The 23,304-nt window shown below is 66.3% G+C and carries 22 protein-coding genes; 8 read left to right on the forward strand and 14 right to left on the reverse strand.

The window, feature by feature from the left end; translation table 11 throughout:
• Window positions 1-3: 3 nt before the first annotated feature.
• The 7 genes from R2733_05905 to R2733_05935 all read right to left on the reverse strand — a co-directional run bounded on the left by R2733_05905 (window position 4) and on the right by R2733_05935 (window position 7,357).
• Window positions 4-1,707: an amidohydrolase family protein gene (locus tag R2733_05905; GenBank protein MEZ5376031.1), complete on the reverse strand. Its 1,704-nt coding sequence runs from the start codon at window positions 1,705-1,707 to the stop codon at window positions 4-6.
• Window positions 1,708-1,736: 29 nt separating this feature from the next.
• A complete protein-coding gene (locus R2733_05910) occupies window positions 1,737-2,384 on the reverse strand; it encodes a TetR/AcrR family transcriptional regulator (protein ID MEZ5376032.1) in 648 nt (215 codons plus the stop codon).
• 153 nt (window positions 2,385-2,537) lie between these two features.
• Window positions 2,538-2,900: a hypothetical protein gene (locus tag R2733_05915; protein MEZ5376033.1), complete on the reverse strand. Its 363-nt coding sequence runs from the start codon at window positions 2,898-2,900 to the stop codon at window positions 2,538-2,540.
• 18 nt (window positions 2,901-2,918) lie between these two features.
• Complete coding sequence (locus tag R2733_05920) at window positions 2,919-3,425, reverse strand: glycine/sarcosine/betaine reductase selenoprotein B family protein (protein MEZ5376034.1); 507 nt, start codon at window positions 3,423-3,425, stop codon at window positions 2,919-2,921.
• A complete protein-coding gene (locus tag R2733_05925; GenBank protein ID MEZ5376035.1) occupies window positions 3,422-6,019 on the reverse strand; it encodes a sulfatase-like hydrolase/transferase in 2,598 nt (865 codons plus the stop codon). Before R2733_05925 ends, R2733_05920 begins: the two co-directional genes overlap by 4 nt.
• The gene (locus tag R2733_05930; protein MEZ5376036.1) at window positions 6,016-6,483 is read right to left on the reverse strand and encodes an SRPBCC family protein; all 468 of its coding nucleotides are present in this window, start codon (window positions 6,481-6,483) and stop codon (window positions 6,016-6,018) included. The genes R2733_05925 and R2733_05930 overlap by 4 nt, the downstream gene beginning before the upstream one ends.
• Before the next feature lie 22 nt (window positions 6,484-6,505).
• Window positions 6,506-7,357, reverse strand: coding sequence for a ribonuclease Z (locus tag R2733_05935; GenBank protein ID MEZ5376037.1), 852 nt, complete (start codon window positions 7,355-7,357; stop codon window positions 6,506-6,508).
• Window positions 7,358-7,443: 86 nt separating this feature from the next.
• On the opposite strand from R2733_05935, the gene R2733_05940 reads away from it, so the two are divergent.
• Complete coding sequence (locus tag R2733_05940; GenBank protein ID MEZ5376038.1) at window positions 7,444-7,902, forward strand: SRPBCC family protein; 459 nt, start codon at window positions 7,444-7,446, stop codon at window positions 7,900-7,902.
• A 36-nt stretch (window positions 7,903-7,938) separates the two neighbouring features.
• Here the strand turns inward: R2733_05940 and R2733_05945 are convergent, their stop codons facing one another.
• Window positions 7,939-8,661 (reverse strand): pirin family protein, encoded by a 723-nt coding sequence (locus R2733_05945; GenBank protein MEZ5376039.1) that lies wholly within the window; start codon window positions 8,659-8,661, stop codon window positions 7,939-7,941.
• A gap of 39 nt (window positions 8,662-8,700) precedes the next feature.
• On the opposite strand from R2733_05945, the gene R2733_05950 reads away from it, so the two are divergent.
• The 3 genes from R2733_05950 (at window position 8,701) to katG (ending at window position 12,340) form a co-directional block, all read left to right on the forward strand.
• A complete protein-coding gene (locus R2733_05950) occupies window positions 8,701-9,510 on the forward strand; it encodes an exodeoxyribonuclease III (GenBank protein MEZ5376040.1) in 810 nt (269 codons plus the stop codon).
• A gap of 127 nt (window positions 9,511-9,637) precedes the next feature.
• Window positions 9,638-10,057, forward strand: coding sequence for a Fur family transcriptional regulator (locus R2733_05955; GenBank protein MEZ5376041.1), 420 nt, complete (start codon window positions 9,638-9,640; stop codon window positions 10,055-10,057).
• Between the two features lie 78 nt (window positions 10,058-10,135).
• Window positions 10,136-12,340, forward strand: a complete 2,205-nt coding sequence (katG, locus tag R2733_05960) for a catalase/peroxidase HPI (protein MEZ5376042.1) — start codon at window positions 10,136-10,138, stop codon at window positions 12,338-12,340.
• A 76-nt stretch (window positions 12,341-12,416) separates the two neighbouring features.
• Here katG and R2733_05965 read toward each other — a convergent pair whose 3' ends face one another.
• Window positions 12,417-14,033, reverse strand: a complete 1,617-nt coding sequence (locus tag R2733_05965) for an NAD(P)/FAD-dependent oxidoreductase (protein ID MEZ5376043.1) — start codon at window positions 14,031-14,033, stop codon at window positions 12,417-12,419.
• Window positions 14,034-14,160: 127 nt separating this feature from the next.
• Here R2733_05965 and R2733_05970 point away from each other — a divergent pair, with 127 nt between their 5' ends.
• Window positions 14,161-15,489 (forward strand): APC family permease, encoded by a 1,329-nt coding sequence (locus R2733_05970; protein ID MEZ5376044.1) that lies wholly within the window; start codon window positions 14,161-14,163, stop codon window positions 15,487-15,489.
• A 19-nt stretch (window positions 15,490-15,508) separates the two neighbouring features.
• On the opposite strand, the gene R2733_05975 is transcribed toward R2733_05970, so the two are convergent.
• From R2733_05975 to R2733_05985, 3 genes are all read right to left on the reverse strand, one after another.
• Entirely contained in the window at window positions 15,509-16,762 is a 1,254-nt protein-coding gene (locus R2733_05975) for an acyl-CoA dehydrogenase family protein (GenBank protein ID MEZ5376045.1), read from the reverse strand.
• 28 nt (window positions 16,763-16,790) lie between these two features.
• Window positions 16,791-18,047: an LLM class flavin-dependent oxidoreductase gene (locus tag R2733_05980; protein ID MEZ5376046.1), complete on the reverse strand. Its 1,257-nt coding sequence runs from the start codon at window positions 18,045-18,047 to the stop codon at window positions 16,791-16,793.
• 61 nt (window positions 18,048-18,108) lie between these two features.
• Complete coding sequence (locus R2733_05985; GenBank protein ID MEZ5376047.1) at window positions 18,109-18,876, reverse strand: maleylpyruvate isomerase family mycothiol-dependent enzyme; 768 nt, start codon at window positions 18,874-18,876, stop codon at window positions 18,109-18,111.
• 96 nt (window positions 18,877-18,972) lie between these two features.
• Between R2733_05985 and R2733_05990 the strand changes: the two genes are divergently transcribed.
• Entirely contained in the window at window positions 18,973-19,614 is a 642-nt protein-coding gene (locus tag R2733_05990; GenBank protein ID MEZ5376048.1) for a hypothetical protein, read from the forward strand.
• A 16-nt stretch (window positions 19,615-19,630) separates the two neighbouring features.
• Window positions 19,631-20,308 (forward strand): SagB/ThcOx family dehydrogenase, encoded by a 678-nt coding sequence (locus R2733_05995; protein ID MEZ5376049.1) that lies wholly within the window; start codon window positions 19,631-19,633, stop codon window positions 20,306-20,308.
• 2 nt (window positions 20,309-20,310) lie between these two features.
• On the opposite strand, the gene R2733_06000 is transcribed toward R2733_05995, so the two are convergent.
• Both R2733_06000 and xylA read right to left on the reverse strand, forming a co-directional pair.
• Window positions 20,311-20,943, reverse strand: a complete 633-nt coding sequence (locus R2733_06000) for a peroxiredoxin (GenBank protein ID MEZ5376050.1) — start codon at window positions 20,941-20,943, stop codon at window positions 20,311-20,313.
• 110 nt (window positions 20,944-21,053) lie between these two features.
• A complete protein-coding gene (gene xylA / locus R2733_06005) occupies window positions 21,054-22,397 on the reverse strand; it encodes a xylose isomerase (GenBank protein MEZ5376051.1) in 1,344 nt (447 codons plus the stop codon).
• Between the two features lie 172 nt (window positions 22,398-22,569).
• Here xylA and R2733_06010 point away from each other — a divergent pair, with 172 nt between their 5' ends.
• Window positions 22,570-23,298, forward strand: coding sequence for an SGNH/GDSL hydrolase family protein (locus R2733_06010; GenBank protein MEZ5376052.1), 729 nt, complete (start codon window positions 22,570-22,572; stop codon window positions 23,296-23,298).
• Window positions 23,299-23,304: the final 6 nt, after the last annotated feature.

Raw genomic sequence — 23,304 nt, forward strand, 5'->3', positions numbered from 1 at the left:
GGCTCAGCGGCCGTGGCGGAGGAGGCGTCCGGGGTAGCGCTCAGTCTGGCGATCATCTTCCACCGTGACGACACCGTTGACCACGACGGCACGGTAGCCGCTCGCCTTCTGGATCCGCCGCCATTCGCCACCGGGCAAGTCTTCGACCACTTCGCTCGGCCCGACCGCCAGACGCTCGGGGTCGTACACCACGATGTCGGCCGGACCGTCGACGCGGAGAACCCCGCGGTCGCGGAAGCCCGCCAACTGGGCAGGGAGGGCCGAGAGCCTGCGGTGCGCTTCTTCGTAGGTGAGCCACCCGTTGTCGCGGACCTGCTCGGCCAGGGTCTCGGTCGGATACCGGCCGGCGGTGAGGAACTTGGTGTGCGCGCCGCCATCGGACACACCGAACAGCATGTGCGGGTATTGCACGATCTCGCGCAGGAGGTCGGAGGCGCCCTGTGGTGGGGCGACGAAGAAGAGCGTCTTCAGCTCGTCGGCGACGGCGATGTCGAGCATCGCGTCGACCGGGTGCTTGCCGGTCAGCTCGGCGACCTGTGCCACCGACATCTCTCGGAACTGCTCGGTTCCCTCGGTCCGCGGCGACAGCACGGTGACCGACTCGAGCGGTGCGGTCGCCACATTCGGCATCTGATCCTTGAGGCCCTGGCGGCGGGCCGGGTCGGCCAGCTTCGCCAGCCGCTCGGCGACCGTGCCCGTGGTCGCCTCCATCCAGGTGTCGGAGTCGTCGTAGAGGTTCCAGTCCTCGAAGGTGAACGTGAACCCGGCATCGGTCGTGAGTCCTTGGCCGTACACGGGAATGCCCCGTTCACGACAGCGCTCCAGCCATTTGATCGCCTGCCGGTGGACGTGAGGCCGGCTCTCGAAAGCTTGCACGACGTTGTGCAACACCGGCCGGCCGGAGATCTCGGCGATCTCCTCGAGGTGAGCCATGTCGTGGCGAACGTCGTCGGTGGTGAGCGTGAGCTGTTGCACGCCCTGGTTGCGCTCGGCGAGCACCCGAGCGAACACTCGGCACGTCTCGTCGTTCATCATGTCGGTCGGCATCGGCGTGCCGTCCCAATCTCGCTGCACTGCGGCGGGTCCGGTCGGCGGGAGCCGCTGGGCCGACCATCCGCAACCGCCGGCGTCCATCGCCTCGTGCAGCATTGCGGCCAGGCGAGCGTGCTCCTCGTCGGTCGGCATCCGGCCGGCCTTCGCATCCTCGACCCCGAGCACCTCCAGCAGCAGCGGCCCCACGGGTACATAGGGCAACACGTTCAGCGCCTTGGGCGTGCGATCGAGGCTGTCGAGGTATTCAGGGAAGGTCTGCCAATCCCAGGGGAGCCCCTGTCGCATCGACTCGTAGGGGATGGCCTCGACGCGGGTCATCGACTTCATCGCGTATTCACGCATCTCGGGTGCCACCGGGGCGAACCCGAATCCGCAGTTGCCGATGGCCACCGAGGTGACCCCGTGCCAGCCAGACAGCGTGCAATAGGGATCCCAGAAGATCTGGGCGTCGTAGTGGGTGTGGAGGTCGACGAAGCCCGGCGCCACGTGCATGCCGGCGGCGTCGATCACCTCGGCACCGTCGTTCTCGTCGACCCGGCCGATCACGGCGATCGTGCCGTTTCGGACAGCGATGTCGGCTCGGACCCTTGGCGCTCCGGTGCCGTCGAAGACGAGTCCGTTCTTGATGACGAGGTCGTACTGATGGTCGGTCATTGCTTTCCTTTCCTCGAAGTGCTGCGGGCTCAGGGTGTGGAGGCCCCGACCAGCCGGACGGCAAGATCGCTGTAGTGGTAGACGAGCTGGTCGACGCCGAGCTCGCCATCGTTGCGGAACCACACGGCCACGCCCGACCCCAGATCGAGAAGTGCGAGGGCGGTCACCTTCGGTTGGGCGACATCGAACCGCCCGGCCTCGATGCCGGACCGTACGACATCGGCGAACGTTGCTTCGTAGCGGTCGCGTTCACCGAGAATCCGCTCGCGCAGGGGGCCGGGCTCGAGGTTGGCCAACTCGTTCGCTCCGAGCAGGGCATCGAGCCGGTGCACTGCGTGATAGCGGACGTGCGCTTCGAACGCCCGACGCAGGCGAAGCACCGGATCATCGGTCGACTCGACGGCGGCCTCGAGGGCTCGATGCACGTCGTTGATCGACCGACTCATCAGCGCAGCGAGTAGTTCCTGCTTGTTGCGGACATGTTTGTAGAGGCTGGGCGCCCGCATCCCGACAGCTTCACCGATGTCGTCCATCGTCGCCCCGAGGAACCCCCGCTCGACGAAGATCTCCAAGGCCGCGTCGAGGATCTGCTCGCGACGAGTCTGCGCCGTCGCGATCGACGTTGCTCCCGTAGATGGGGAGGATGCGGTTGACGGCGAGGCGGCCGATGAGGGCATGCCCGGCAGACTAAGAGTCGTTAGCCACTATGTCCAGACGAACGCCGCGGCCTGTCAATTCCAAGGGCCCAGTCCGGCGAACGGCTCTTCCCCACCCGAGATCGGCGAAGCAGGCGGGTGTGCGCGCCGAAGCCGACCACCCCTCCGTTCGGATCAGGCGCCGTCGGTACGGGATTCGTCTTGGAGATTGCGCCTTGCCTCACCGGCGGCCGCCAGCTCGGCGCGGTTGTCGTCGCCGACGTGCATGAACCGCTCACGCCAACCGTCGTCGGCGTCCCACACGACCGGCGCCTGCACCGTGGTGCGGGGCACGAACGCTCGCTCGAGTAGGTCGAGGCCGAGGCCGACGATGGAACGCTGCATCTCGGCGTCGTAAGGCTTCCCACAGGGATTGCCGAGGGGGAAGTCGACGAAGAGGAAGCGGGGAACGCCGCACTCTTCGACGATGTCTCGCGCCGACCCGATCACCACGGTGGGGATGCCGGCTACTTCGATCTGACGTGCTCCCAGGCTCACGGACTGGTGACAGACCGGTCAGAGGGGGATCATCAGGACGACGTCGACCTCGTCTTCCTGCAGCCATTCGATCAGCTGCGGCGTGTCGCGGCGCTGCGTCTGACGATGGCTGAACTGGGTGGGCAGACAGTAGAACCGGTCGGACACCGAACCGATCCGCCCGGCCGCTGCCGCCTCGTCGAGTCGGGCCAACGGCAGGAAACTCTCGGGATCCTCGGTGTGGGTTTCGTCCTTCGCCCACGACAGGTGCTGGTTGTTCAACCGCTCGACCTCGGACCGTGCGGCCACGTGGGGCTTGCGAGGAAGGTCGGAAGGAATGCGATAGACGAAGTCCTCCGGCAGGAAGTACGAGGTGGTGATGGCTCCGACCTTGCACTCCGAGAGCGGCTTCGAGAGCGGCGTGAACGGGGCGTCGTCGTTGGTCGCCCACTCGTAGGCCTTCTCATACCCGTGGGCGGCGTAGTACTCCCGAGACTTGTCGATGTAGCTCAGGTGTGATCGGTGGGTGCGTCGACGTTCGGTCACGGGGTTCCTCGCTCACTGGTCCGGCCGAGCTGGTCGACCACGATCTGCATCATCTCGCGAGCCACCATCGGCCCGGCGTTCTGATTCTGTCCGGTCACGAGGTTCCCGTCGACCACCCAGTGGTTCGCGAGCGGATCCCGGAAGCGGTGCTCGCTCTCGAACTGCGCACCTGCCGCCCGCAGTTCTCGCTCGGGGTGGTGAGGCGTCGCCTCGATCCCGAGCTCGCTCACCTGCTTGTCGGTCACGGCCGTGATCCTGCGGCCGGCCACGAGCGGTGAGCCATCGACCGCCGTGGCGTTGAGAAGCCCGAGGGGCCCGTGACACACGCCACCGATGACCAAGCCCGCGGCATTCGCTTCGGACATCTTCGACGCGAGGTCCGCCGAGTACCCGAAATCGAAGGCCGCCCCCCAGCCGCCGGCGAGGAACACGATGTCGTAGCCGGCCATGTCGAGATCGCCGATCGCGAGTGACTCGCGGACCTTGTTGCGGAAGTCGTCGTCGGCGAGGAAACGATCGTCCTCGGCGGTCCGGATCACCGGCCGCAACGACATCGGATCGACGGCCACCATGCCACCACTCGGACTGGCGACATCAACGATCATGCCGGCGTCGGCAAAGGCGTAGTACGGCACGGTCATCTCGCTCGCGAACACGCCGGTCGGGCGGGCGACGTCGAGCCACGCCACGTTGGTGGCAACGATGAGCGCTCGCCGCCCGGAGAGGTCGAAGTCGGAGCGTTCAGCATCGGCGGGGTGCATGCCGAGCTTCTGCGCTAGCCTGCGGAATCCCCGTGCCGGTGCCGGCGGCCGCTTGGCGGCGGGAGCAGCGATCGGTCGACGCCGAGCGTAGGGCCAAGGTTGATTGCGCTCGGGGATGGCGCGTGCCCGCTCGGACTTCAGGGCCTCGCACATCCGACCGAAGACCTCGGCGATCGCTCGATCTCGACCCACGTCGTGCCATCGGTTGTGCTCCTCGATCGGATCGTGGTCGAGGTCGTACAACTCCCACTGGTCGGGCAGCGGCGCCGTGCGGTACTGATCGGGCCCGGGGCCACCGCTGGCGGCGAGGTGACGAACGCCGGGTTCGGTCCAGGTGCCGGGGTCGTCGAACACACGAACGAGTTTCCAGAGGGTGCCATCGAGGCGAAGGACGAGCCCCTCGAAGTTGACAGCAACATGTGCCGGCGTGTTGATCCGCAGCGGGACCGGCGGGTTCGTCGTGCGCCCGAGGCGCCGCGCCAGACCCGATGCCCCGCTGTCCCCCTCGAGCATGTTGTCGCTCGTCATCAGGTAGACCGCCCGGTCGGAATCGGCCGAGGATGGATGGTCGACGACGGGCATCAGATTGCGCCCTGGCAATGGATGGACCTCGCTGAACTCACGGCGCAGCTCGACCGCTGCCGACGACTCGTCGATGCCGGCGGCGGCCAGCAGCGTGGGCACGATGTCGACATGCGAGGTGGGCGCGCCGTCCACGACCGTTCCGGTCGTCGCCTCGCTCCCCACTCGCGCAATAGAGAACGGCACCCTGGTCGCCTCGTCGTAGAGGTTGAACCACTTTTGATGCAGGCCACCGTGCGCTCCGAGCAGGTCACCATGGTCGGAGGTCTTCAAGATGATCGCGTCGGACCCGTGGTCAGTGACCGCCCGGCGCACCCGATCGAGCGGCTCGTCGACCTCCGCGTGGAGACGGTGATAGAGGTCGCGGTAAGCCTGAGCGTTCTTGCGATACGCACCGGCGACCGCTCGCACCGGTCCATATGCCGAGGGATACGCATCACGATAGGCGATCTGGGCGGCGGGCTTCAGCCGCAGATCCTCGTTGGCGGTCGGTGCTTCGTGAACCGGCGGAGGATCGAGCGGCGACGGTTCGAGTGGACTGCCGCGCCGTGACCACACCGGGAACAGCACGATGTCGTGGGGATTGACGAAGCTCGCAACGAGCAGGAACGGCCGGAGCGCGCCGGTTTCGCCCGCCGCACGACGCTCATAGCGGTCCGTGAGCCAGGCGACGACGCGGTCGGCGATCAGCGGATCGCGGCGCACCCCGGCGTCGCGCAATTTGCCGCCGTGAGGTTCTGGCCCGATCCAGCCGTCGAACCCGAAGGGATCGAGCCGATTGGCGGTCCGGTACTGGTCGACCCCAGCGACGAGCACGTTCCCGTCGTCGTCGTTCGAGTCGACGCGTACGCCGTGGTCGTCGTGGAGATCGGCATGGGAGAGGTGCCACTTGCCGTCGTAGTGCGTGTCGTAGCCGGCCCATCGGAACCAGTGCCCTAGCGTGGGTACCTCGCCGGCTCGCAGCCAACGCATGCGCGAGTCGTTGGCCATCTTGCCCAGTCCGTCGGTCTGGGTGACACCGTGCACGCCGGGGTACTGACCGGTAAAAAGCGTCGGCCGACTCGGCACGCAGGCGAGCGACCCGGTGTAGTGGCGGCGGAAATTGACGGCGTGTTCTTCGAACCATTGGGCGCCGGGCAACGTCTGTCGCCGCCAGGCCGCCACGTCGTCCGATTCGTAGGGAGGCGCCGCCCGCTCCTCGTCGGTCATGATCAGGATCACGTCAGGCCGCGGCAAAGAGATGTCGGTCATCGGGGGCCTTCCGTTGGTGGTCGATTCGTGGTCGCGAGGTGGTCGGCGAGTCCGCTCAGCATCTGCTCGGACGCGCTCGCCATGCGGCGGCCCGCAGCCCGGGCAATCAGCCGCTGTGGAGGGCGGGGACCGGTGTCGATCGACGTCGTCAGGACGACCGACGTGGCGTCTCCCTCCGGCTCGAGGCGCCAGGTGTTGGTCAGCCGGCGGATCACCGACGGCAGTCCGGTGATCCGGTACGAGAGCGTCTCGCCGGGCGCCCAGACCTCGACCGTCTCGACGATCGTGGCGCGGCTCGCCTGGATGCGGCGCACCGTCCCCGGCCCCTCCGTCTGCGACGACAACAGGCACGAGTGGTCGACGTTCGGCGCCCACGCGCTGATCGCCCCGAACTCGCCCAAGGTCGACCAGACCGCTTCGACCGGTGCCGGGATGATGGAACGTCGTTCGATGGTGGTGGACATGGACCTCCTCGGATCGGAGCCGTCAGCGGGGTTGGATCTCGACTCGGTGGAGGTCGTCGCCCATCTCCACCCGACCATCGAACGTCGACGCGGCAAGGGCCCGCCAGTCGTCTTCGGTGCCGCTCAACGGGAGCGGGGGCACGTAGTGCGTGAGTATGAGCGTGCCGACACCGGCCGCTTGCGCCGTGCGCCCCGCTTCCTCAGGCGAGGAGTGGTAGTCGAGTGTGTCCTTCATCCGCTGGACCGGCACGTTGGCGATGAGGTCCTTGCGAATCACGGTGTGGACGAGCGCATCGGCGCCTTCGGTGAGGGCGTCGAGCCCGGCGCACGGCACCGTGTCGCCGGCGGCCACCACCGAGGCGCCGCCGAACTCGAAGCGGTACCCGACGCTCGGCTCGACCGGCTTGTGGTCGGTCTGGCCGCACGAGATGGCGACGTTGCCGGGCAGCGCCACCTCACCCTCGACGACCTCGATCACCGAGACTGGCGGGCGATGGTCGAGGTCGTCGTGATGGGCGAGCCGATAGGCGATGTCGGGCTCGAGCGAGGCAAGCAGATGGTCGACGACTCGCTGCGTTCCCACGGGGCCGACGATGGTGAGCGGGGTCTCGCTGAACGTCATGACCCAACGCGTGGTGATGACGTCGTTGAGATCGGTGATGTGATCGCTGTGCAGGTGGGTGATCAGCACGGCGGCGAGGTTCGGCGCACCCAGACCGAGCGCAGCCAACCGCATCAGGACACCGCGACCGGCATCGACGAGATAGTGCTCGGCATCGGCCCCCTCCCCCGCCGAGACGAGCGTGGCCGGACCCGCCCGATCGGGGCTGGGCATGGGACTGCCGGTGCCGAGCAGGGTGACGGTGAGCGACATGGCCGCAACCTAGGGCGGCAACCGATCGCATGCGAGTCGAAGCACGCGGGTCGTCACTTGCGTCGACGATGTGTCACGCTCACGTGATGGCTGCCATCGCCTTCACCGTGTCCCACGACTTCGACGCACCGTCCGACGTCGTCTGGGACGAGATGACCGATTGGACCGCCCACGGCGAGTGGATTCCGGCGACCCGAGTCGAGATCGACGACGGCGACCCCCGGAGCGTCGGCGGCACCTTTACCGGCTACACCGGCTACGGACCGCTCACGCTCGTCGACCACATGCGCCTCACCGAGATCGAGTGGGAGGAAGCGACGTCGACTGGTCGTTGCGAGGTCGCCAAACTCGGCCCGGTGCTGCGGGGACGAGCGGGCTTCACGGTGTCACCGACCAGCGGGGGCTCCCGAGTCGACTGGTTCGAGGACGTCACGGTGCCCTACGTCCCGTCGCTTGCCGCCCCGGTGGTCAACAAGCTCAGCGCACTCGGCTTCGCCATGGGCATGAAGCGGTTGGCCAAGAACATCGAGGCCAAGGGTTCCTGACCCTCCTCCTGACCACGTCGCCGGGGGACCGAGTCGTCAGCGCATTGCTCCGGTGGTCCAGATCAAGAGTTCGGCACCGTCCGAACCGGCGACGAGGTCCATCCCGCCCGACCGGGTGAGTCGGACGGCGTCGCCGGTCGTCAGCGGCCCGGCTACTTCCATCTCCACTTCACCTCGCGCCACGAAGACATGCCCGAACGCGGCCTCGGGCACGGTCACTCGTTGGCCAGGATCGAGGCGGGCTCCCCACAGCACCGCATCTCGCTGTTGGATCGTGATGGCCGCATCGTGGCCCTGACCCGAAGCGATCGGAACGAGACCGCCGGCAGCAAGCGCATCGTTGATGTCGAGTTGCTGGTAGCCAGGGTCGACGGCTTCGGTGTCGGGCACCACCCACATTTGGATGAAGTGCACCTCGTCAGACGGGCTCCAGTTCTTCTCCGAGTGCCAGATGCCTCGCCCCGCTGTCATTCGTTGCGCCAGGCCCGGGTAGATGAGGCCCCGGTTGCCCTCGGAGTCCTTGTGTTCGAGTTCCCCGTCGAGCACCCAGGTCACGATCTCCATGTCACGGTGAGGATGGGTCTCGAATCCCGTACCACCGGCGACTCGATCGTCGTTCAGCACGAGCAGTTGGCCGTGGTGGGTGTTCTCGGGCGAGTAGTGCCGACTGAAGCTGAAGGAGTGCTTCGAGTCGAGCCAGCCGGTACGGGTGTGGAATCGGTCGCCGGAGCGTCGGATGTCGATCGCGGTGTCGGTCATACTCGTTCCAACTCGACGCCCATCACATTTATTTCCGATTTGAACTACCTGCGGGAGCAGTCCAAGGTGCGGATCGCCAGCTGGAACATCAACTCGATTCGCACCCGCCACGATCGAGTACTCGCATGGATCGAGCGACACCAGCCCGACGTGGTCGCCCTCCAGGAAACCAAGTGCACCGACGACGTCTTCGAGGCTCTCGCCGGCGACTACCTCGAACAGGGCTACGAGTGGGCGCACTGGGGACACGACCACTGGAATGGTGTGGCGATCCTGAGCCGGGTCGGCCTCGAGGACGAACAGCGCGGCTTTCGCGGCCACAACCGTTCGCCCTACGACCAGGCCCGCCTGCTCACGGCGACCTGCGGCACGGGTGAGCGCCAGGTTCGCATCAGCTCCCTCTACGTGCCGAACGGTCGCGAGCTCGATGACCCGCACTACCTCTACAAGCTGGTGTGGCTCGAGCGACTCCGCAGCGAACTGGGGCAACGGGGCGACACCCTCCTGCTCGGCGACTTCAACGTGGCGCCGGCCGACATCGACATCTACGACCCCTCCCGCTGGCGGCGCAAGACCCACGCGTCGCCGCCCGAGCGTGCGGCGATCGAGGCACTTCTCGATGCCGACTTGGTGGATGTGACTCGGCAACACCTTCCCGGGCCCGGGGTCTACACGTGGTGGAGCTATCGGCCCGGCCAGTTCGAGGCGAACCGGGGATTGCGGATCGACCTCGCACTCGCCTCGCCCCGAGTGGCCCACCGGGTGCACTCGGTGTGGATCGACGCCGAGGAGCGCGGAGGCGAGCGACCGTCCGATCACGCACCCCTCGTCCTCGACTTGACGAACTGAGATCATCCACCGGCGACGTCAGCCACCCACCCCATCACTCGATGACATCGTCCCAGCGCGCCCGATCGCGAATCTTGATCGAGGCTAACTCTTGACTGAGTCCAGGATTGGTGTCATGGTGAAACACGTGACCACGACCCCCGCCGAACGACTACGAGAACGAGGCCTCCAGGTCACCGCCCAGCGCATCGCCGTACTCAACGCCGTTGCGCAGGAGCCCCACAGCACCGTCGATGCGATCGCAGCGTCGGCTCGCGCCCACATCGGCGCCATTTCACGCCAAACCGTCTACGACGCACTCAGCGCACTCGTCGATAAGGGTCTCGTCCGCCGCATCGAGCCAGCCGGTTCGTCGGCGCTTTACGAGGATCGAGCAGGCGACAACCACCACCACCTGATCTGCCGTTCATGTGCCCTGGTGGTCGACGTTGACTGCGCCGTCGGCGAAGCGCCCTGTCTCGTTCCCGTCGACGATGGCGACTTCGTCGTCGACGAGGCAGAGGTCGTGTATTGGGGACTCTGCCCCCGCTGTCAATCCAAGGGCTGACGACTCCGTCGCACGAGCGGCCGAGTCGTTCGCCACCGCCATCCCACCCGCCTTCACCTCACCAGCAAAGGAATCACGATGACCGACGACGCTCACAACCAACCCGAGTGGGGCTCCCTCACCTCCAGCGAGTTCCAATCGAACGAGAAGTGGTGGCCGAATTCGCTCAACCTGCGAATCCTGCATCAGCACCATCCCGACTCGAATCCGTTCGGTGCCGACTTCGACTACCGAGCCAACCTCGCCAACGTCGACATCGACGAACTGACCCGAGACGTCGATGCGCTCATGACCGACTCCAAGGAGTGGTGGCCGGCCGACTGGGGTCACTACGGCGGCTTCTTCATCCGCATGAGCTGGCACGCGGCCGGCACCTACCGGGTCAACGACGGCCGCGGTGGCGGCGGCACCGGCGCACAGCGCTATGCGCCCCTCAACTCCTGGCCTGACAACGGCAACCTCGACAAGGCTCGCCGGCTCCTCCTGCCGATCAAGCAGAAGTACGGCAAGGCCATCTCGTGGGCCGACCTGTTCGTGTTCGCCGGCAACCGTGCCCTCGAGACGATGGGCTTCACGACCGCCGGCTTCGCCTTCGGCCGCAGCGACATCTGGGCACCGGAAGACGACATCTACTGGGGCCCCGAGAACGAGTGGCTGGCCACCAACGACGAGCGCTACACCGGATCGTTCGAGGACGGCAACCGCCTCCTCGACAACCCGCTCGCCGCGGTGCAGATGGGCCTGATCTACGTCAACCCCGAAGGCCCCAACGGCATCCCCGACGCGCTCAAGTCCGCCCAGGACATTCGTGAAACGTTTGGCCGGATGGCGATGAACGACGAGGAAACCGTCGCCCTCACCGTCGGCGGGCACACCTTCGGCAAGATGCACGGCAACGGTCCGGCCGAGGCCGTCGGCGCCGAACCCGAGGGCGCCGGACTCGCAGCGCAAGGGTTTGGCTGGGCGAACTCGAACGAGACCGGGCTCGGTGAATACACCGTCACCTCCGGCCTCGAAGGAGCGTGGACCCCCACCCCGACCAAGTGGGACAACTCCTACCTCGAGACCCTCTTCGGGCACGAGTGGGAACTGGTCAAGTCACCGGCGGGTGCCAACCAGTGGCAGCCCAAGGAAGTCAAGGAAGGCTTCATGGTGCCGCCGGTGCAGCCGGGTGCCCCCGAGACCAAGCCGACGATGTCGACTGCCGACATGGCGATGATCACCGATCCCGCCTACCTCGAGATCTCCAAGCGCTTCCACGAGAACCCCGACCAGCTGGCCGACGCCTTCGCCAAGGCCTGGTTCAAGCTGCTCCATCGAGACATGGGTCCAGCCATTCGCTACCGGGGCCCGCAGGTTCCGACCGAGGAGTTCCTGTGGCAGGACAACGTCCCCGCCCACGACGGAGCCCTGATCGGAGACGCCGAGATCGCCGAGCTCAAGTCGACGATCCTCGGGTCCGGCCTCTCGCCCGCTCAACTCATTCGGGCGGCCTGGGCCTCCGCGTCGACCTACCGTTCCACCGACTTCCGAGGCGGGGCCAATGGCGCCCGCATCCGCCTGTCGCCGATGTCGGAATGGGATGTCAACGTCGCCTCTGGTGTGAGCGGCACGATCAGTGAACTGGCCAAGGTCCAGGCGGACTTCAACGCCAAGGGCGGCGCTCAGGTGTCGCTGGCCGACCTCATCGTGCTCGGCGGTACGGCGGCGGTCGAAGCAGCGGCCAAGGCTGCGGGTCACGACGTGACCGTTCCCTTCACGCCGGGACGCACCGACGCCTCACAGGAGGAGACCGACGTCGAGTCGTTCGCCTGGCTCGAGCCAACGGCTGACGGGTTCCGCAACTACGTCAAGAAGCAGGGATCGGTCCCGACCGAGCACCTCCTCATCGACAAGGCGTTCATGCTGAATCTCACCGCTCCCGAGATGACGGCGTTGGTCGGTGGCCTGCGGGTGCTCGGTAACAACGTCGGCGACGAGGGCTACGGCGAGTTCACCGATCGTCCCGGCCAGCTCACCAACGACTTCTTCGTGAACCTGCTCGACATGAACACCATGTGGTCGTCGGTCGGCGAGCAAGAAGACGTGTTCGAGGGCCGTGACCGTGCTTCCGGATCACCGAAGTGGAAGGCGACTCGTGTCGACCTGGTCTTCGGCGCCAACAGCCAGCTCCGGGCAATTGCCGAGGAGTATGCGGCCGCCGGCGGCGACGACCTCATGCTCGACGCCTTCATCCGTGGGTGGGTCAAAGTCATGGAGAACGACCGTTTCGATCTCGACTGATCGCAGCTGACACCGTTCATCTGACAGCCGACTGGGGGGATGCTCGATACGAGCATCCCCTCGGCGCGTCGGCAGGTCAGGTGAGTTGTACGCCGGCGTACCCGTCGGCCGCCACCTCGGCCGCCTTGGTCGTGTACTGCGGGGCCCCACCGAAGTAGGCCTGGTACCGAACGTGACCCTCGCGGTGCCCCTCGACGTTCGAGTTGTACCCGGTGAACCAGCCCTTGCTGGTCTTCATCAGCAATCGTTCGTAGGACCGCTTGACCTCTTCGACCCACGCCGCTTCGGCGTCGGCATCGGCCTCTACTCGGGTGGCTCCCTGATCGATGGCGTGGCACATCAGGTCGGTGATCCAGTCGACACCCTTCTCGATCGCCCGCGGGAAGTTCGTGGAACCCGACACGCTCTGCGGTCCGGCCACCATGAACATGTTCGGGAAGCCATGGCTCAGGACACCGAGGTAGGTGCTCGGGCTGTCTCGCCAGCGATCGGCCAAGGTCTGCCCGTCGACACCGGTGATGTCGATGTGGTCGTAGCCGCCGGTGATCGCATCGAAACCCGTGGCGTACACGATGACGTCGAGGTCGTAGCTCGCATCGACCGTTTCGATACCCGTGGGCGTGATGCGTTGGATCGGGGTGGCGGTGACGTCGACCAGCCGCACGTTGTCGCGGTTGTAGGCCTCGAAGTAGCGGGTCTCGAGCGGGAGGCGCTGGAGCCCGAACCCGTGATCCCTCGGGATCAGCTTCTCGGCCGTCGCCGGATCGTCGACCCGGGCACGGATGCGATCGGCCACGTAGTCGGAGATCTCGTCGTTGGCAGCCTCGTCGTAGAAGATCTCGGCGAAGTTGGCCGCCAAAAAGGCGAAGCCGGGCTCCTGGTAGAGCTCATCCCAGATCGCTCGCCGCTCCTCGGCGGTGTGGTCCCAGAAGCCGCGGCGCGGCACGTGCTCGAACCCGCCGGGAGATTTGGCACAGTTGGCGAAGATCTCGTCGTACCGGGCTCGGATTGCGTCCATCTCCTCGTCGGAGATCGGCCCGTTGTTGAGCGGCGTACTCCAGTTGGGGCGGCGCTGGAACACGGTGAGCTCACCGACCTGATCGGCGATCGCGCTGATGACCTGGATGCCGGTGGCCCCCGTGCCGATCACACCGACCCGGCGTCCTTCCAGCGGCACCGGTTCCTTCGGCCACCAGTACGTGTGGAACGACTCACCCTCGAACAAATCCATGCCCTCGTACTTCGGCAGCGTCGGCATCGAGAGCGGGCCGAGGCTGGTCACGACGAACCGGGCCAGATAGGTCTCGCCGTTCTGCAGGTCGAGGCGCCAACGGCGGTCGTCCTCGTTCCACGTCATGCGCTCGACCCGACAGTCGAAGCGGATGTGGCGGCGCAGGTCGAACTTGTCGGCGACGTAGTTGAGGTAGCGCAGATTCTCGGGCTGGCCGGAGAACCGTTCCTTCCAGTGCCACTCGTCGAGGAGCTCCTTCGAGAACGAGTAGCCGTAGGTGTAGCTCTCGGAATCGAACCGGGCACCCGGGTAGCGGTTTCGATACCACGTGCCGCCGAGGTCGTCGTCGCCCTCGAGCGCGACGGCGTCCATGCCGAGGTCGGTGAGCTTCTTGATCTGGTACAGCCCCGACACGCCGGCGCCGATCACCACCACGTCATGGGTTCGAGTCTCGGTACTCATGCAGCACTTCCTTCGTTCGGCGGAAACGGCAATCGATCGACGATCGCACCGCATCCGGTCCCCTCCCCTCAGCCTGCACGCCGAGTCCGGTTCCAGGCAATTTCGCCGACGGGTCTACCGTGGGCAGGTGAACGAGGGCGACCAGCCGTCGAGTGACGGCGACACCATCGGCTACTGGGAAGCCGTGTCGATCGGTGTGGGCGGTATGGTCGGCGGCGGCATCTTCGCCGTCCTCGGCTTGGCCGTCGGCGTGGGTGGCGGAGGGACCTTCCTCGCCTTCCTGCTCGCCGGTCTCGTCGCGCTGTTGACCACGTACTCCTATGCACACCTCGCGGTCGCCCTACCCTCCGACGGCGGCACCGTCACCTACCTCGACGAGGCCTTCGGCACCGGCCGCATCGCCGGTTCGCTCAACGTTTTGTTGTGGCTCTCCTATGTGGTCACGACGTCGTTGTACGCCTACGCCTTCGGGTCCTACGGCACGACGCTCGTGTCGAGCTCGTCGAATCCCTTCGTTCTGCACCTCCTCATCAGCGGTTCGATCGTGGTCATCACCGCGCTCAATGTTCTCAGTGCCACGCTCATCGCCGCAGCCGAGGACTACATCGTCGCAGCCAAGATCGCCATCCTGGTCGGCTTCGTTGGCTACGCCCTCACCAGGACCGATCTCGGTGCGTCGGCCCCGTCACAGTGGGCCAGCCCCGGCTCCCTGATTGCTGGTGGCATGCTCATCTTCGTCGCCTACGAAGGTTTCGAGCTGATCGCCAACTCGGCTGACGACGTCCGCAACGCCGAACGAGCGGTGCCACGAGCCCTCTACACCTCGGTCGTCTTCACGATCGCCCTCTACATGCTCGTCGGCATCGTGACCGTCGGCCTGCTCTCACTGAGCAAGATCCAGCAGGCGGCCGACTTCGCTCTGGCCGAAGCAGCCAAGCAGGTATGGGGCACCATCGGCTTCGACCTGATCGTCGTCGCCGCGTTGCTGTCGACCGCATCGGCCATCAACGCCACGCTCTATGGAACGGCTCGTCTCAGTGTCGAGATCGCGCTCGATGGTGAACTCCCGACGGCGCTCGAGACCAAGATCGCCGGCAAGCCACTCGTTGGGCTGTTCGTGACCTCCGGCGCAGCATTGGCGATCGCCAACCTGGTGCCGCTCGATGCCATCTCGTCGGTGGCGTCAGCCGGCTTCCTGATCGTCTTCGCAGCGGTGAACGTTGCCAATGTCCGTCTGGCCGAGCGCACGAAGAGCCACGCCGCCATCTCGCTCGTCGCTGCGGCGGCGTGCATCGGCGCCCTGATTGCGCTGCTCGTACACACCGGTCGCGACCAGCCAGGGGTGCTCTACCTCCTCGCCGGGATCGTCGCGTTGACCGTGTTGGGCGAGGCGACCTACCAAGCCCGTCGCTCGCGCCGTCCGCTCGCGACCGCCGGCCCGTCGAGTCAGGACTGAGCGCCCGGCTCCCGCCGCCTCATCCCCACTCGGGGGCGTAGATGTTGTGCGGCTCGAGCGGCGGCTTGTGGGCGTGCTTCTTCAGTTCCTGCCGGGCGAGCTGGTTGCGGTGCACTTCGTCGGGACCGTCGGCGAGACGGAGGAGGCGAGCGGTCGAGTACGCGGCGGCCAATCCGAAGTCGTTGTTGGTCCCGGCGCCGCCGAACGCCTGGATGGCCCAGTCGACGATCTGGCAGGCCATGTTCGGCGCCGCGATCTTGATCATTGCGATCTCGCTGCGCGCCTCCTTGTTGCCGACGGTGTCCATCAAGTACGCCGTCCTCAGCGTGAGCAGGCGGGTTTGTTCGATCGCGATGCGCGACTCGGCGATGCGCTCCATCGTGACCGTCTGCTCCGACACCGCCCGACCGAACGTCACGCGATGTTGGGTGCGGCGGCACATCAGTTCGAGCGTGCGTTCGGCCAGCCCGATCAGGCGCATGCAGTGATGGATACGACCAGGACCCAGCCGGCCCTGTGCGATTTCGAAGCCACGGCCCTCGCCCAGCAACATGTTGGTCGCCGGCACCCGGACATCGGTGAAGTGCACTTCGGACGCCCGGTCGGGCATCCCGTAGAAGTTGAAGACCGGAAGTGGCCGGACCACCTTTACCCCGGGCGTGTCCTTGGGCACGAGGATCATCGACTGTTGGCGGTGCCGGTCGGGGTTGTCCGGATCGGACTTCCCCATGAAGATCATGATCTGGCAGCGGGGATCGGTGGCGTTGGTGGTGTACCACTTGCGCCCGTTGATCACGTACTCGTCGCCGTCGCGGACGATGGAGCTCTCGATGTTGGTGGCGTCGCTCGATGCGACGTCGGGCTCGGTCATGGCGAACGACGACCGGATCTCGCCGGCGAGCAACGGCGTGAGCCAACGCTCCCGCTGCTCGGGCGTGCCGTAGCGGGCCAGCACTTCCATGTTGCCGGTGTCGGGCGCCGAGCAGTTGAACACCTCAGGTGCGAGATGTGAGCGGCCCATGATCTCACACAGCGGCGCATACTCGAGGTTGGTGAGGCCGGCACCGTCGTCGCTCTCGGGCAAGAACAGGTTCCAGAGCCCGGCCTCACGGGCGAGCAGCTTGAGTTCCTCGATGACCGGCCACACCGCCCACGGTCCGAGCTCCATGGACTCGGCGAAGTAGCGAGCCTCGTTGGGATAGATGTGTTCGTCCATGAACGCCTCGAGGCGTTCCGCCAGTTCGAGGGTTCGGGGTGAGGGATCGAGGTTCATCGCGCTCCTGTGGCTCGGATCGATGGTCTCAGACGGACTGAGATTCGGCGTTGGGGACCTGCGGCTTGGAGACGGCCGCCGGGATGACCGGGATGTCGGCGTCGGCGATCGGCTGCATCCACTGCTTACGTGCGAGTGCCGCCTCGATGTATGGCGCCAGCTCAGCTTCCTTCTTCGCCAGCCGCTCTGCTTCCTTTGCGTGGAACTCGGGCATGACCTCCCGGGCGAACAGCTCGAGCGAGGCGCAGATGTCCTCGTGTCGATTGTGCCCCGCTTGCTGGATGAAGATCAGCTGGTCGACCCCGATCGCTTCGAGCTCGCGGATGTGGCGAGCGGCGTCGGCCGGATTGCCGATAGCAGAGGAGTAGCGGTCGCCGTAGCCGTTGGCCTTCTCGATGTAGGCCTCGGTGGCACCGGGGCCGCGCAATTCCTGGAAGTCGGTCCACAGGCTGGTGCGGCCGGGCACGCTGTCCTGGGTCACCATCGCGGCGATGGCGTAGCTGAAGAACTCGAAGCCTTCCCGACCTCGCCGAATCGCTTCGTCTCGGTCCTCGTGCAGCGAGAAGCCGGTGACCAGCGCGATGTTGGCGTTGACGGTGTGGCCGATCGGTACACACCGGTCGCTCTTGATCGTGTCGTAGTAGGTCTGCACCCAGTGGGCGGCCTCGTCGGGGTCGACGAACGAGAACGCCAGCGCCCCGATGCCCAACTCGGCCGCCAGCTCGATCGTGGCCCGGTTGGTGCAGGCGATCCACATCGGCGGGTGCGGCTTCTGGCTGGGCTTGGGCACCACGTTGCGACAGGGGAAGGAGAACGACTCGCCCTCGTAGCCGGGGTAGGGAGTGAGCGCCATCATGTTGGCGATCTGCTCACCGGCCTCGATGCTCATCGCTCGCTTCTGCTTGGCCGGGATGCCAAAGCCGCCGAGTTCCATGCGGGTGGCGCCCTCACCGATGCCGAATTCGACCCGGCCCCGGGAGATCAGGTCGAGCGTGGCGATCTCTTCGGCGACGCGGGCGGGATGGTTGTAGTTGGCCGGGGTGTGCTTGATGCCGTGCCCGATTCGGATGCGTTCGGTGCGAGCAGCACAGGCGGCAAGGAAGACTTCGGGTGCGGAACAGTGCGAGTACTCCTCGAGGAAGTGGTGCTCGACCGCCCACACATGGTCGATGCCCAACTGGTCGGCCAGGACGACCTGATCGATGGCATCGAGCAGAAGCTGTTCCTCGTCGCCGTCGGCCCATGGCTTCGGCAGCTGGTGTTCGTAGAAGATCCCGAATCGCATGCCAGCGGAACCTAGTAGGCCGGATCGAGCCCGTCAGGTTGGTCGCAGGGCGTGGCTGCTGTCAGGGCGTTCGAGCCAGTTGACCGGCAAGGGCCGAGACCACGTCGGCATCGCCAGTGAGCATGTCGGCGTCGAGCTCGCCCCGGCCGCAGAAGGCACGAGTGATCTGACCGAGGTCGCCTCGCAGGGTGGCGCTCGGTCCACCCTCACCCAAGGTGATGGTGGTGGTCGATGCCTCCGGTCCGGTCACGTCGATGATGAGCTCGCCATCGATACCGAGCTCGGCCCGAGGGAGGCCCTGGGTCCAACCGACGAGGCTCTGACGAAGCGCGACCGCCGACGAAATGCCGTCGACCCGGGGCGGTTCGCCGACGGCACGACGAATGTCCTGCTCATGTGCCCACAGGTCGAAGACGCGGACCGGCAGCGACTTCGACAGCGGTCGCAGTCCGAACGGGCCGGGTACCTCGATATCGCCCTCGGCGGCCTGGGCTCGGAGTTGGGCGACTCGCCGGGGCAACATGCCGTCGAGCTCGTCGACCACCGACACGAACGGCAGAGCACGGCGGATCTGCACGTGCGTCTCCATGTACTTCGCAAAGTCATTGAGCACATGGTCGAGTTCGGGCAGCTCGATCTCGGGCTCGGCAGCGCCACCCAGGACCTGCTCGAGCCCGACCATGTGCGCCACGTTGTCCTGCACCGACCAGCCCGGGCAGTCCGTCGGCAGGCGGCCGGCGTCAGCATCGAGGCGCCGGGCCAGTACCAGGGTCTGGGTCAGTACTTCTTCGATGGCGTCGACGAGCTCGGTCAGCGTGGGTGCGGTCATGCGCACATTCAAGCCGAGTGACGCGTCGGGTGCGACCGGCTCGGCGAGAGCCGAACGCCTCTTGGCGCTCCGCTCCCCGGAGCAGATGCTCGAGTCATGGGATCGCGCCACGGCGTCGACGGGTCTGACCGAACCACCACGGTGCGCCGGCTGGCGGTGACGGCAATCACCGTTTCGACCCTGGTCGCGGCGTTGGTCCTTCTCACGCTACAAACACAGGTGTCGGATGGTCGCGATGCTCTACCGCTGGCCTGCGGATCCGCGCTGGACGTGATCGTTGACCGTTCGGGATGGGAACACTGGTGGGCCGCCGATCTCGACACCCCGACCGACTCGATTGATGCACCTCTGACACGAACGCTGCGCTGCCCCCACGCGATCAACCGGCGCACGGCCTGGGCTGGCGTACTCGCTGGAGTTGGGGCCGCCTCGTTGTTGGTCGATCGCCGACACCGACCGCCGCGCAAGCGGTCGACAACATCGGCGAACGTGCGGCTCCGGCGACTCGGACGAGCGACAGGATCCGCCGGCGTCCTGCTGTGCGCACTTGGGTCCGCTGCCCTCCTGCAACTGCTCGCCGACGCCGACGCGCCGATGTTCCGATACGTCGACCGGTTGTCCGTTGTCGCCATCGGTGCGATCGCGCTGACGCCGGTAACAGCTCTGGTTGCGATCGGGCGCTCGATCATCCTCCTGAGTGACCACCTCGACGACGGCGAACGGGGCGAGCATGGCTAGGAGTTGGCTCGTCTCCATGGTTTCGAACCTGGTCGTGGCGGGATCGATCATTGCCACCGGTTGCGCTTCATCTGCGCCGCCACCCGTTCTCGACCGAGCGACCCGGTTCGACGAGACCCTGCAGCTGCCAGCGGTCGATGTCGTGGGCGCGATCCCGCTCGAACAGGCCCTGGCCAACCGACGATCAGGCCGCGAGTTCACTGTTGATGAACTCTCACTGGCCACGCTGGGTCAGCTCCTTTGGGCGGGGCAGGGAGTGACAGATACCAACGGCCATCGGACGGCGCCCTCCGCTGGAGCGACGTACCCGCTGGAGCTCTACGTCATCACTGCCGACGCAGTGGCGCACTGCCTGCCCGACACCCATACGATCGAGCACCGGTCGGATGACCAAACACTTGGGGCGCTCGCCGGTCTTGCGTTCGACCAGACGTTCGTCAGCGAAGCTCCAGCGGTCGTGGTGATCACCGGTGTGGCTGCCCGTACCGAGGAGAAGTACGGCGACGCTGCTCGCGACTTTGTCAACCGCGAGGCGGGGCACGCTGCCCAGAACGTCCTCCTCCAGGCGACGGCAACGGGGCTGTCGGCCGTCCCCGTCGGCGGTTTCGACGCCGACGGGGTTGCGGACTTGCTCGTCTTGAGCGCTGGCGAGGAGCCGCTCTACCTCATTCCGGTCGGCCGACCGCAGGGCTGAGCTCAGGACGTCGGGGCGTCGGCGAAGCGTAGGTAGGGCTTGAGTTCCTCGACGTTGCTGAAGCGTTCCTTCGCCTCGTCGGTCGAGACTCCGAGGCCGACAATCACTCGGTCGCCCGGACGCCAGTCAGCCGGCGTGGCGATCGGATCCCGGTCGGTCGCCTGGAGTGCGTCCAAGACACGGACGATCTCGTCGAAATTGCGACCCACCGACTTGGGGTAGGTGAGCATCAGCCGCAGCTTGTTGTCCGGATCGATGATGAAGACCGACCGGACGGTCGAGGTGTCACCGGCACCCGGATGGATCATGTCGTAGAGCTCGGCGACCTTGCGATCGGGATCGGCCACGATCGGGAAGTTGAGCGCTGTGCCGGTCACCTCGCCGATGTCGGGGGCCCAACCACGATGGTCCTCGATCGGATCGATCGACAGCGCCATCGCCTTGGTGTTCCGCTTGGCGAACTCGCTCTCGAGGGCCGCGGTGCGGCCGAGTTCGGTGGTGCAGACCGGGGTGTAGTCGGCCGGATGGCTGAAGAACACCGCCCACGAACCCTTCTTCCAATCGTGGAAGGAGAGCTCGCCGTCGGTGGTCTCGGCGGTGAAGTCGGGGGCGGTGTCGCCCAGGTGCAAACTCATCGGGTCACTCCTTGTGTCGATGCCGGCAGACAACGCTCCGGCAAATGTACGGACATTTTGGAGAACCTACCGTTGAGCGTTCGTATTCCAGACGAGCTCGCACCGACGGCTCAGCGAGCGCGTTCGATGTGGCGGGCCACGAGGTTCTCGAGCGCCTCCTGACGACCACTGCGCGGCGTGGGCTCGCTGCCGGTCATCTGCGCGTCGTGCAGCTGCTGGAGCGTGACCGCGCCGTCGAGGATGTCGTGGCGGTCGTCCCATCCGGCGTAGCGCTCATTCCGACGACGATCGATCTCGCCCTCCTCGATGATCGAGGCGGCCGCCAGCAGCGAACGGGCCATGGTGTCCATCCCGCCGATGTGCCCGTGGAAGAGGTCGTCACGCTCGATCGACTGGCGCCGCATCTTCGTGTCGAACATCAGGCCGCCGGTGGTGAACCCACCGCCGCGGAGGATCTCGAGCATGCCCAGCGTCATCTGTTCCACCGACCTCGGGAACAGGTCGAGATCCCACCCGAGGCGATCATCGCCGGCATTGGCGTCGATCGAACCGAAGATGCCGTTGTTCACGGCGGTCGCGACCTCGTGGTGGAAGTCATGGCCGGCCAGCGTGGCGTGGTTCACCTCGATGTTGACCTTCAGCTCATTCTCGAGACCGTACTTCTGCAAAAAGCCGTAGACCGTGGCCACGTCGTAGTCGTACTGGTGCTTGGTCGGCTCCATCGGCTTCGGCTCGATGAGCAGGGTGCCCTCGAAGCCGATGGCGTGCTTGTGTTCCACGACCATGTTGAGGAACCGGCCGAGCTGGTCGAGCTCTCGCTTCATGTCGGTGTTGAGCAGGGTCTCGTATCCCTCTCGACCACCCCAGAGCACGTAGTTCGCACCGCCGAGCTTCTTGGTGGCGGTGAGGCAGTGCGCGACCTGAGCCGCGGCGTACTGGAAGAGGGCTGGATCCGGGTTGGTGGCTGCGCCGGACATGAACCGTGGGTGGGAGAACGCGTTGGTGGTTCCCCAAAGGAGTTGCACCCCGGTGCGCTCCATGTGACCCGCTGCCTCTTCGACCATTTCGTCGAGGCTGCGGGCCGACTCGGCGAACGTCGCTCCGGCCGGGGCGATGTCGGCGTCATGGAACGAGAAGAAGGGGGCACCGAGCTTCTCGACGAACTCGAAGGCGGCTGACATCTTCATCTTCGCCGCGGCCATGGGTTCCATCGCTGCAGCAGCGCCGCTGGTCGTTGCCGGGTTCCAGGGACGATCGAGCGTGCCGGCGCCAAAGATGTCGGAGCCGTCCCAGGCGAACGAGTGCCAGTAGCAGACGCCGAACCGAAGATGCTCGGCCATCGTCTTGCCCAACACCACCCGGTCGGCGTCGTACCAGCGGAACGCCAGCGGATCGTCACCGTCGGGCCCCTGGTAGACAATGGCATCGACACCGGGAAAGAACGGTTCGCTCATGATCAGCCTCTCGTAGCTCGGGCAGCTCGGGATTGCGCCGGGCGTGGGCGCACTGCCACCGCCGTCATTCGACAGCGCCCTCATTCAATACCTCCCGGTGGGTTCTCACAACGGACCACCGGCCTACCGGCCCGACCCAAAGTGGCAGGTCACAGCGGCGTAGGCTCAGGCGATGCATCGCCGACTGATTGGGGCTATCGCCGCCCTGGTGCTCGTGGGTGCCGTGATCGGCGGACTCGCCTGGCAGCGAGATCGCCGCAGTGCCGCCGAAGCATCGCCGTCGCCGTCGACGGACACCACGATCGAGACCGTCGTGACCACCACACCAGCGGCTCCGCTGCGGGTCGTCATCCTCGGCGACTCCTACACCCAGCTCGATCAGTGGGCGTCCGAGGTCGCCGACGCAGCGAACTGGGATCACGAGAACCTCGCCCTGTCAGGCACGGGGTACGTGTCGACGGCGGGCCGCAGCGCCTGCGGCCTCGACGTCTGCCCCAACTACCACGATCGCTTGATCACCGCCGCCGAGCTCGTCCCCGATGCCGATGTGATCGTCATCACCGGCGGTGTCAACGATCCAACCGGCACGATCGTCATCGACGCCGTTCACGCCACCTACAGCGAGGCTCGTCGCTTGTTCCCCGAGGCGACGATCGTCGGGTTCAGCCCCTTCGGCAAGGCGACCGAGTATCCCGAGTCACTGGTGGCGCTGCGCAGCATCATCCGTGACGAGGTGTCGTCGGTGGATGGCGTCTACGTCGACGTCGGGCACCCGCTCGCCGACCACCCCGAGTGGATTCGCAGCGACGGCCTCCATCCGACCGACGAAGGACAGCACGCGCTGGCCGTGGCAATCCTCGCCGCCCTGCGATCCCGGGCGCCCGACCTGATCGGTCGCTGAGCCGAC

Source organism: Acidimicrobiales bacterium (genome assembly GCA_041394265.1).
GTDB lineage: Bacteria > Actinomycetota > Acidimicrobiia > Acidimicrobiales > SZUA-35 > JBBQUN01.

What these genes read in the sequence shown, in the direction of transcription:
- R2733_05905 (MEZ5376031.1), bottom strand. Translation starts at nt 1,707, where the DNA reads ATGACCGACCATCAGTACGACCTCGTCATCAAGAACGGACTCGTCTTC.
- R2733_05910 (MEZ5376032.1), bottom strand. Translation starts at nt 2,384, where the DNA reads ATGCCCTCATCGGCCGCCTCGCCGTCAACCGCATCCTCCCCATCTACG.
- R2733_05925 (MEZ5376035.1), bottom strand. Translation starts at nt 6,019, where the DNA reads ATGACCGACATCTCTTTGCCGCGGCCTGACGTGATCCTGATCATGACC.
- R2733_05930 (MEZ5376036.1), bottom strand. Translation starts at nt 6,483, where the DNA reads ATGTCCACCACCATCGAACGACGTTCCATCATCCCGGCACCGGTCGAA.
- R2733_05935 (MEZ5376037.1), bottom strand. Translation starts at nt 7,357, where the DNA reads ATGTCGCTCACCGTCACCCTGCTCGGCACCGGCAGTCCCATGCCCAGC.
- R2733_05940 (MEZ5376038.1), top strand. Translation starts at nt 7,444, where the DNA reads ATGGCTGCCATCGCCTTCACCGTGTCCCACGACTTCGACGCACCGTCC.
- R2733_05945 (MEZ5376039.1), bottom strand. Translation starts at nt 8,661, where the DNA reads ATGACCGACACCGCGATCGACATCCGACGCTCCGGCGACCGATTCCAC.
- katG (MEZ5376042.1), top strand. Translation starts at nt 10,136, where the DNA reads ATGACCGACGACGCTCACAACCAACCCGAGTGGGGCTCCCTCACCTCC.
- R2733_05965 (MEZ5376043.1), bottom strand. Translation starts at nt 14,033, where the DNA reads ATGAGTACCGAGACTCGAACCCATGACGTGGTGGTGATCGGCGCCGGC.
- R2733_05975 (MEZ5376045.1), bottom strand. Translation starts at nt 16,762, where the DNA reads ATGAACCTCGATCCCTCACCCCGAACCCTCGAACTGGCGGAACGCCTC.
- R2733_05980 (MEZ5376046.1), bottom strand. Translation starts at nt 18,047, where the DNA reads ATGCGATTCGGGATCTTCTACGAACACCAGCTGCCGAAGCCATGGGCC.
- R2733_05985 (MEZ5376047.1), bottom strand. Translation starts at nt 18,876, where the DNA reads ATGACCGCACCCACGCTGACCGAGCTCGTCGACGCCATCGAAGAAGTA.
- R2733_05990 (MEZ5376048.1), top strand. Translation starts at nt 18,973, where the DNA reads ATGGGATCGCGCCACGGCGTCGACGGGTCTGACCGAACCACCACGGTG.
- R2733_05995 (MEZ5376049.1), top strand. Translation starts at nt 19,631, where the DNA reads ATGGTTTCGAACCTGGTCGTGGCGGGATCGATCATTGCCACCGGTTGC.
- R2733_06000 (MEZ5376050.1), bottom strand. Translation starts at nt 20,943, where the DNA reads ATGAGTTTGCACCTGGGCGACACCGCCCCCGACTTCACCGCCGAGACC.
- xylA (MEZ5376051.1), bottom strand. Translation starts at nt 22,397, where the DNA reads ATGAGCGAACCGTTCTTTCCCGGTGTCGATGCCATTGTCTACCAGGGG.
- R2733_06010 (MEZ5376052.1), top strand. Translation starts at nt 22,570, where the DNA reads ATGCATCGCCGACTGATTGGGGCTATCGCCGCCCTGGTGCTCGTGGGT.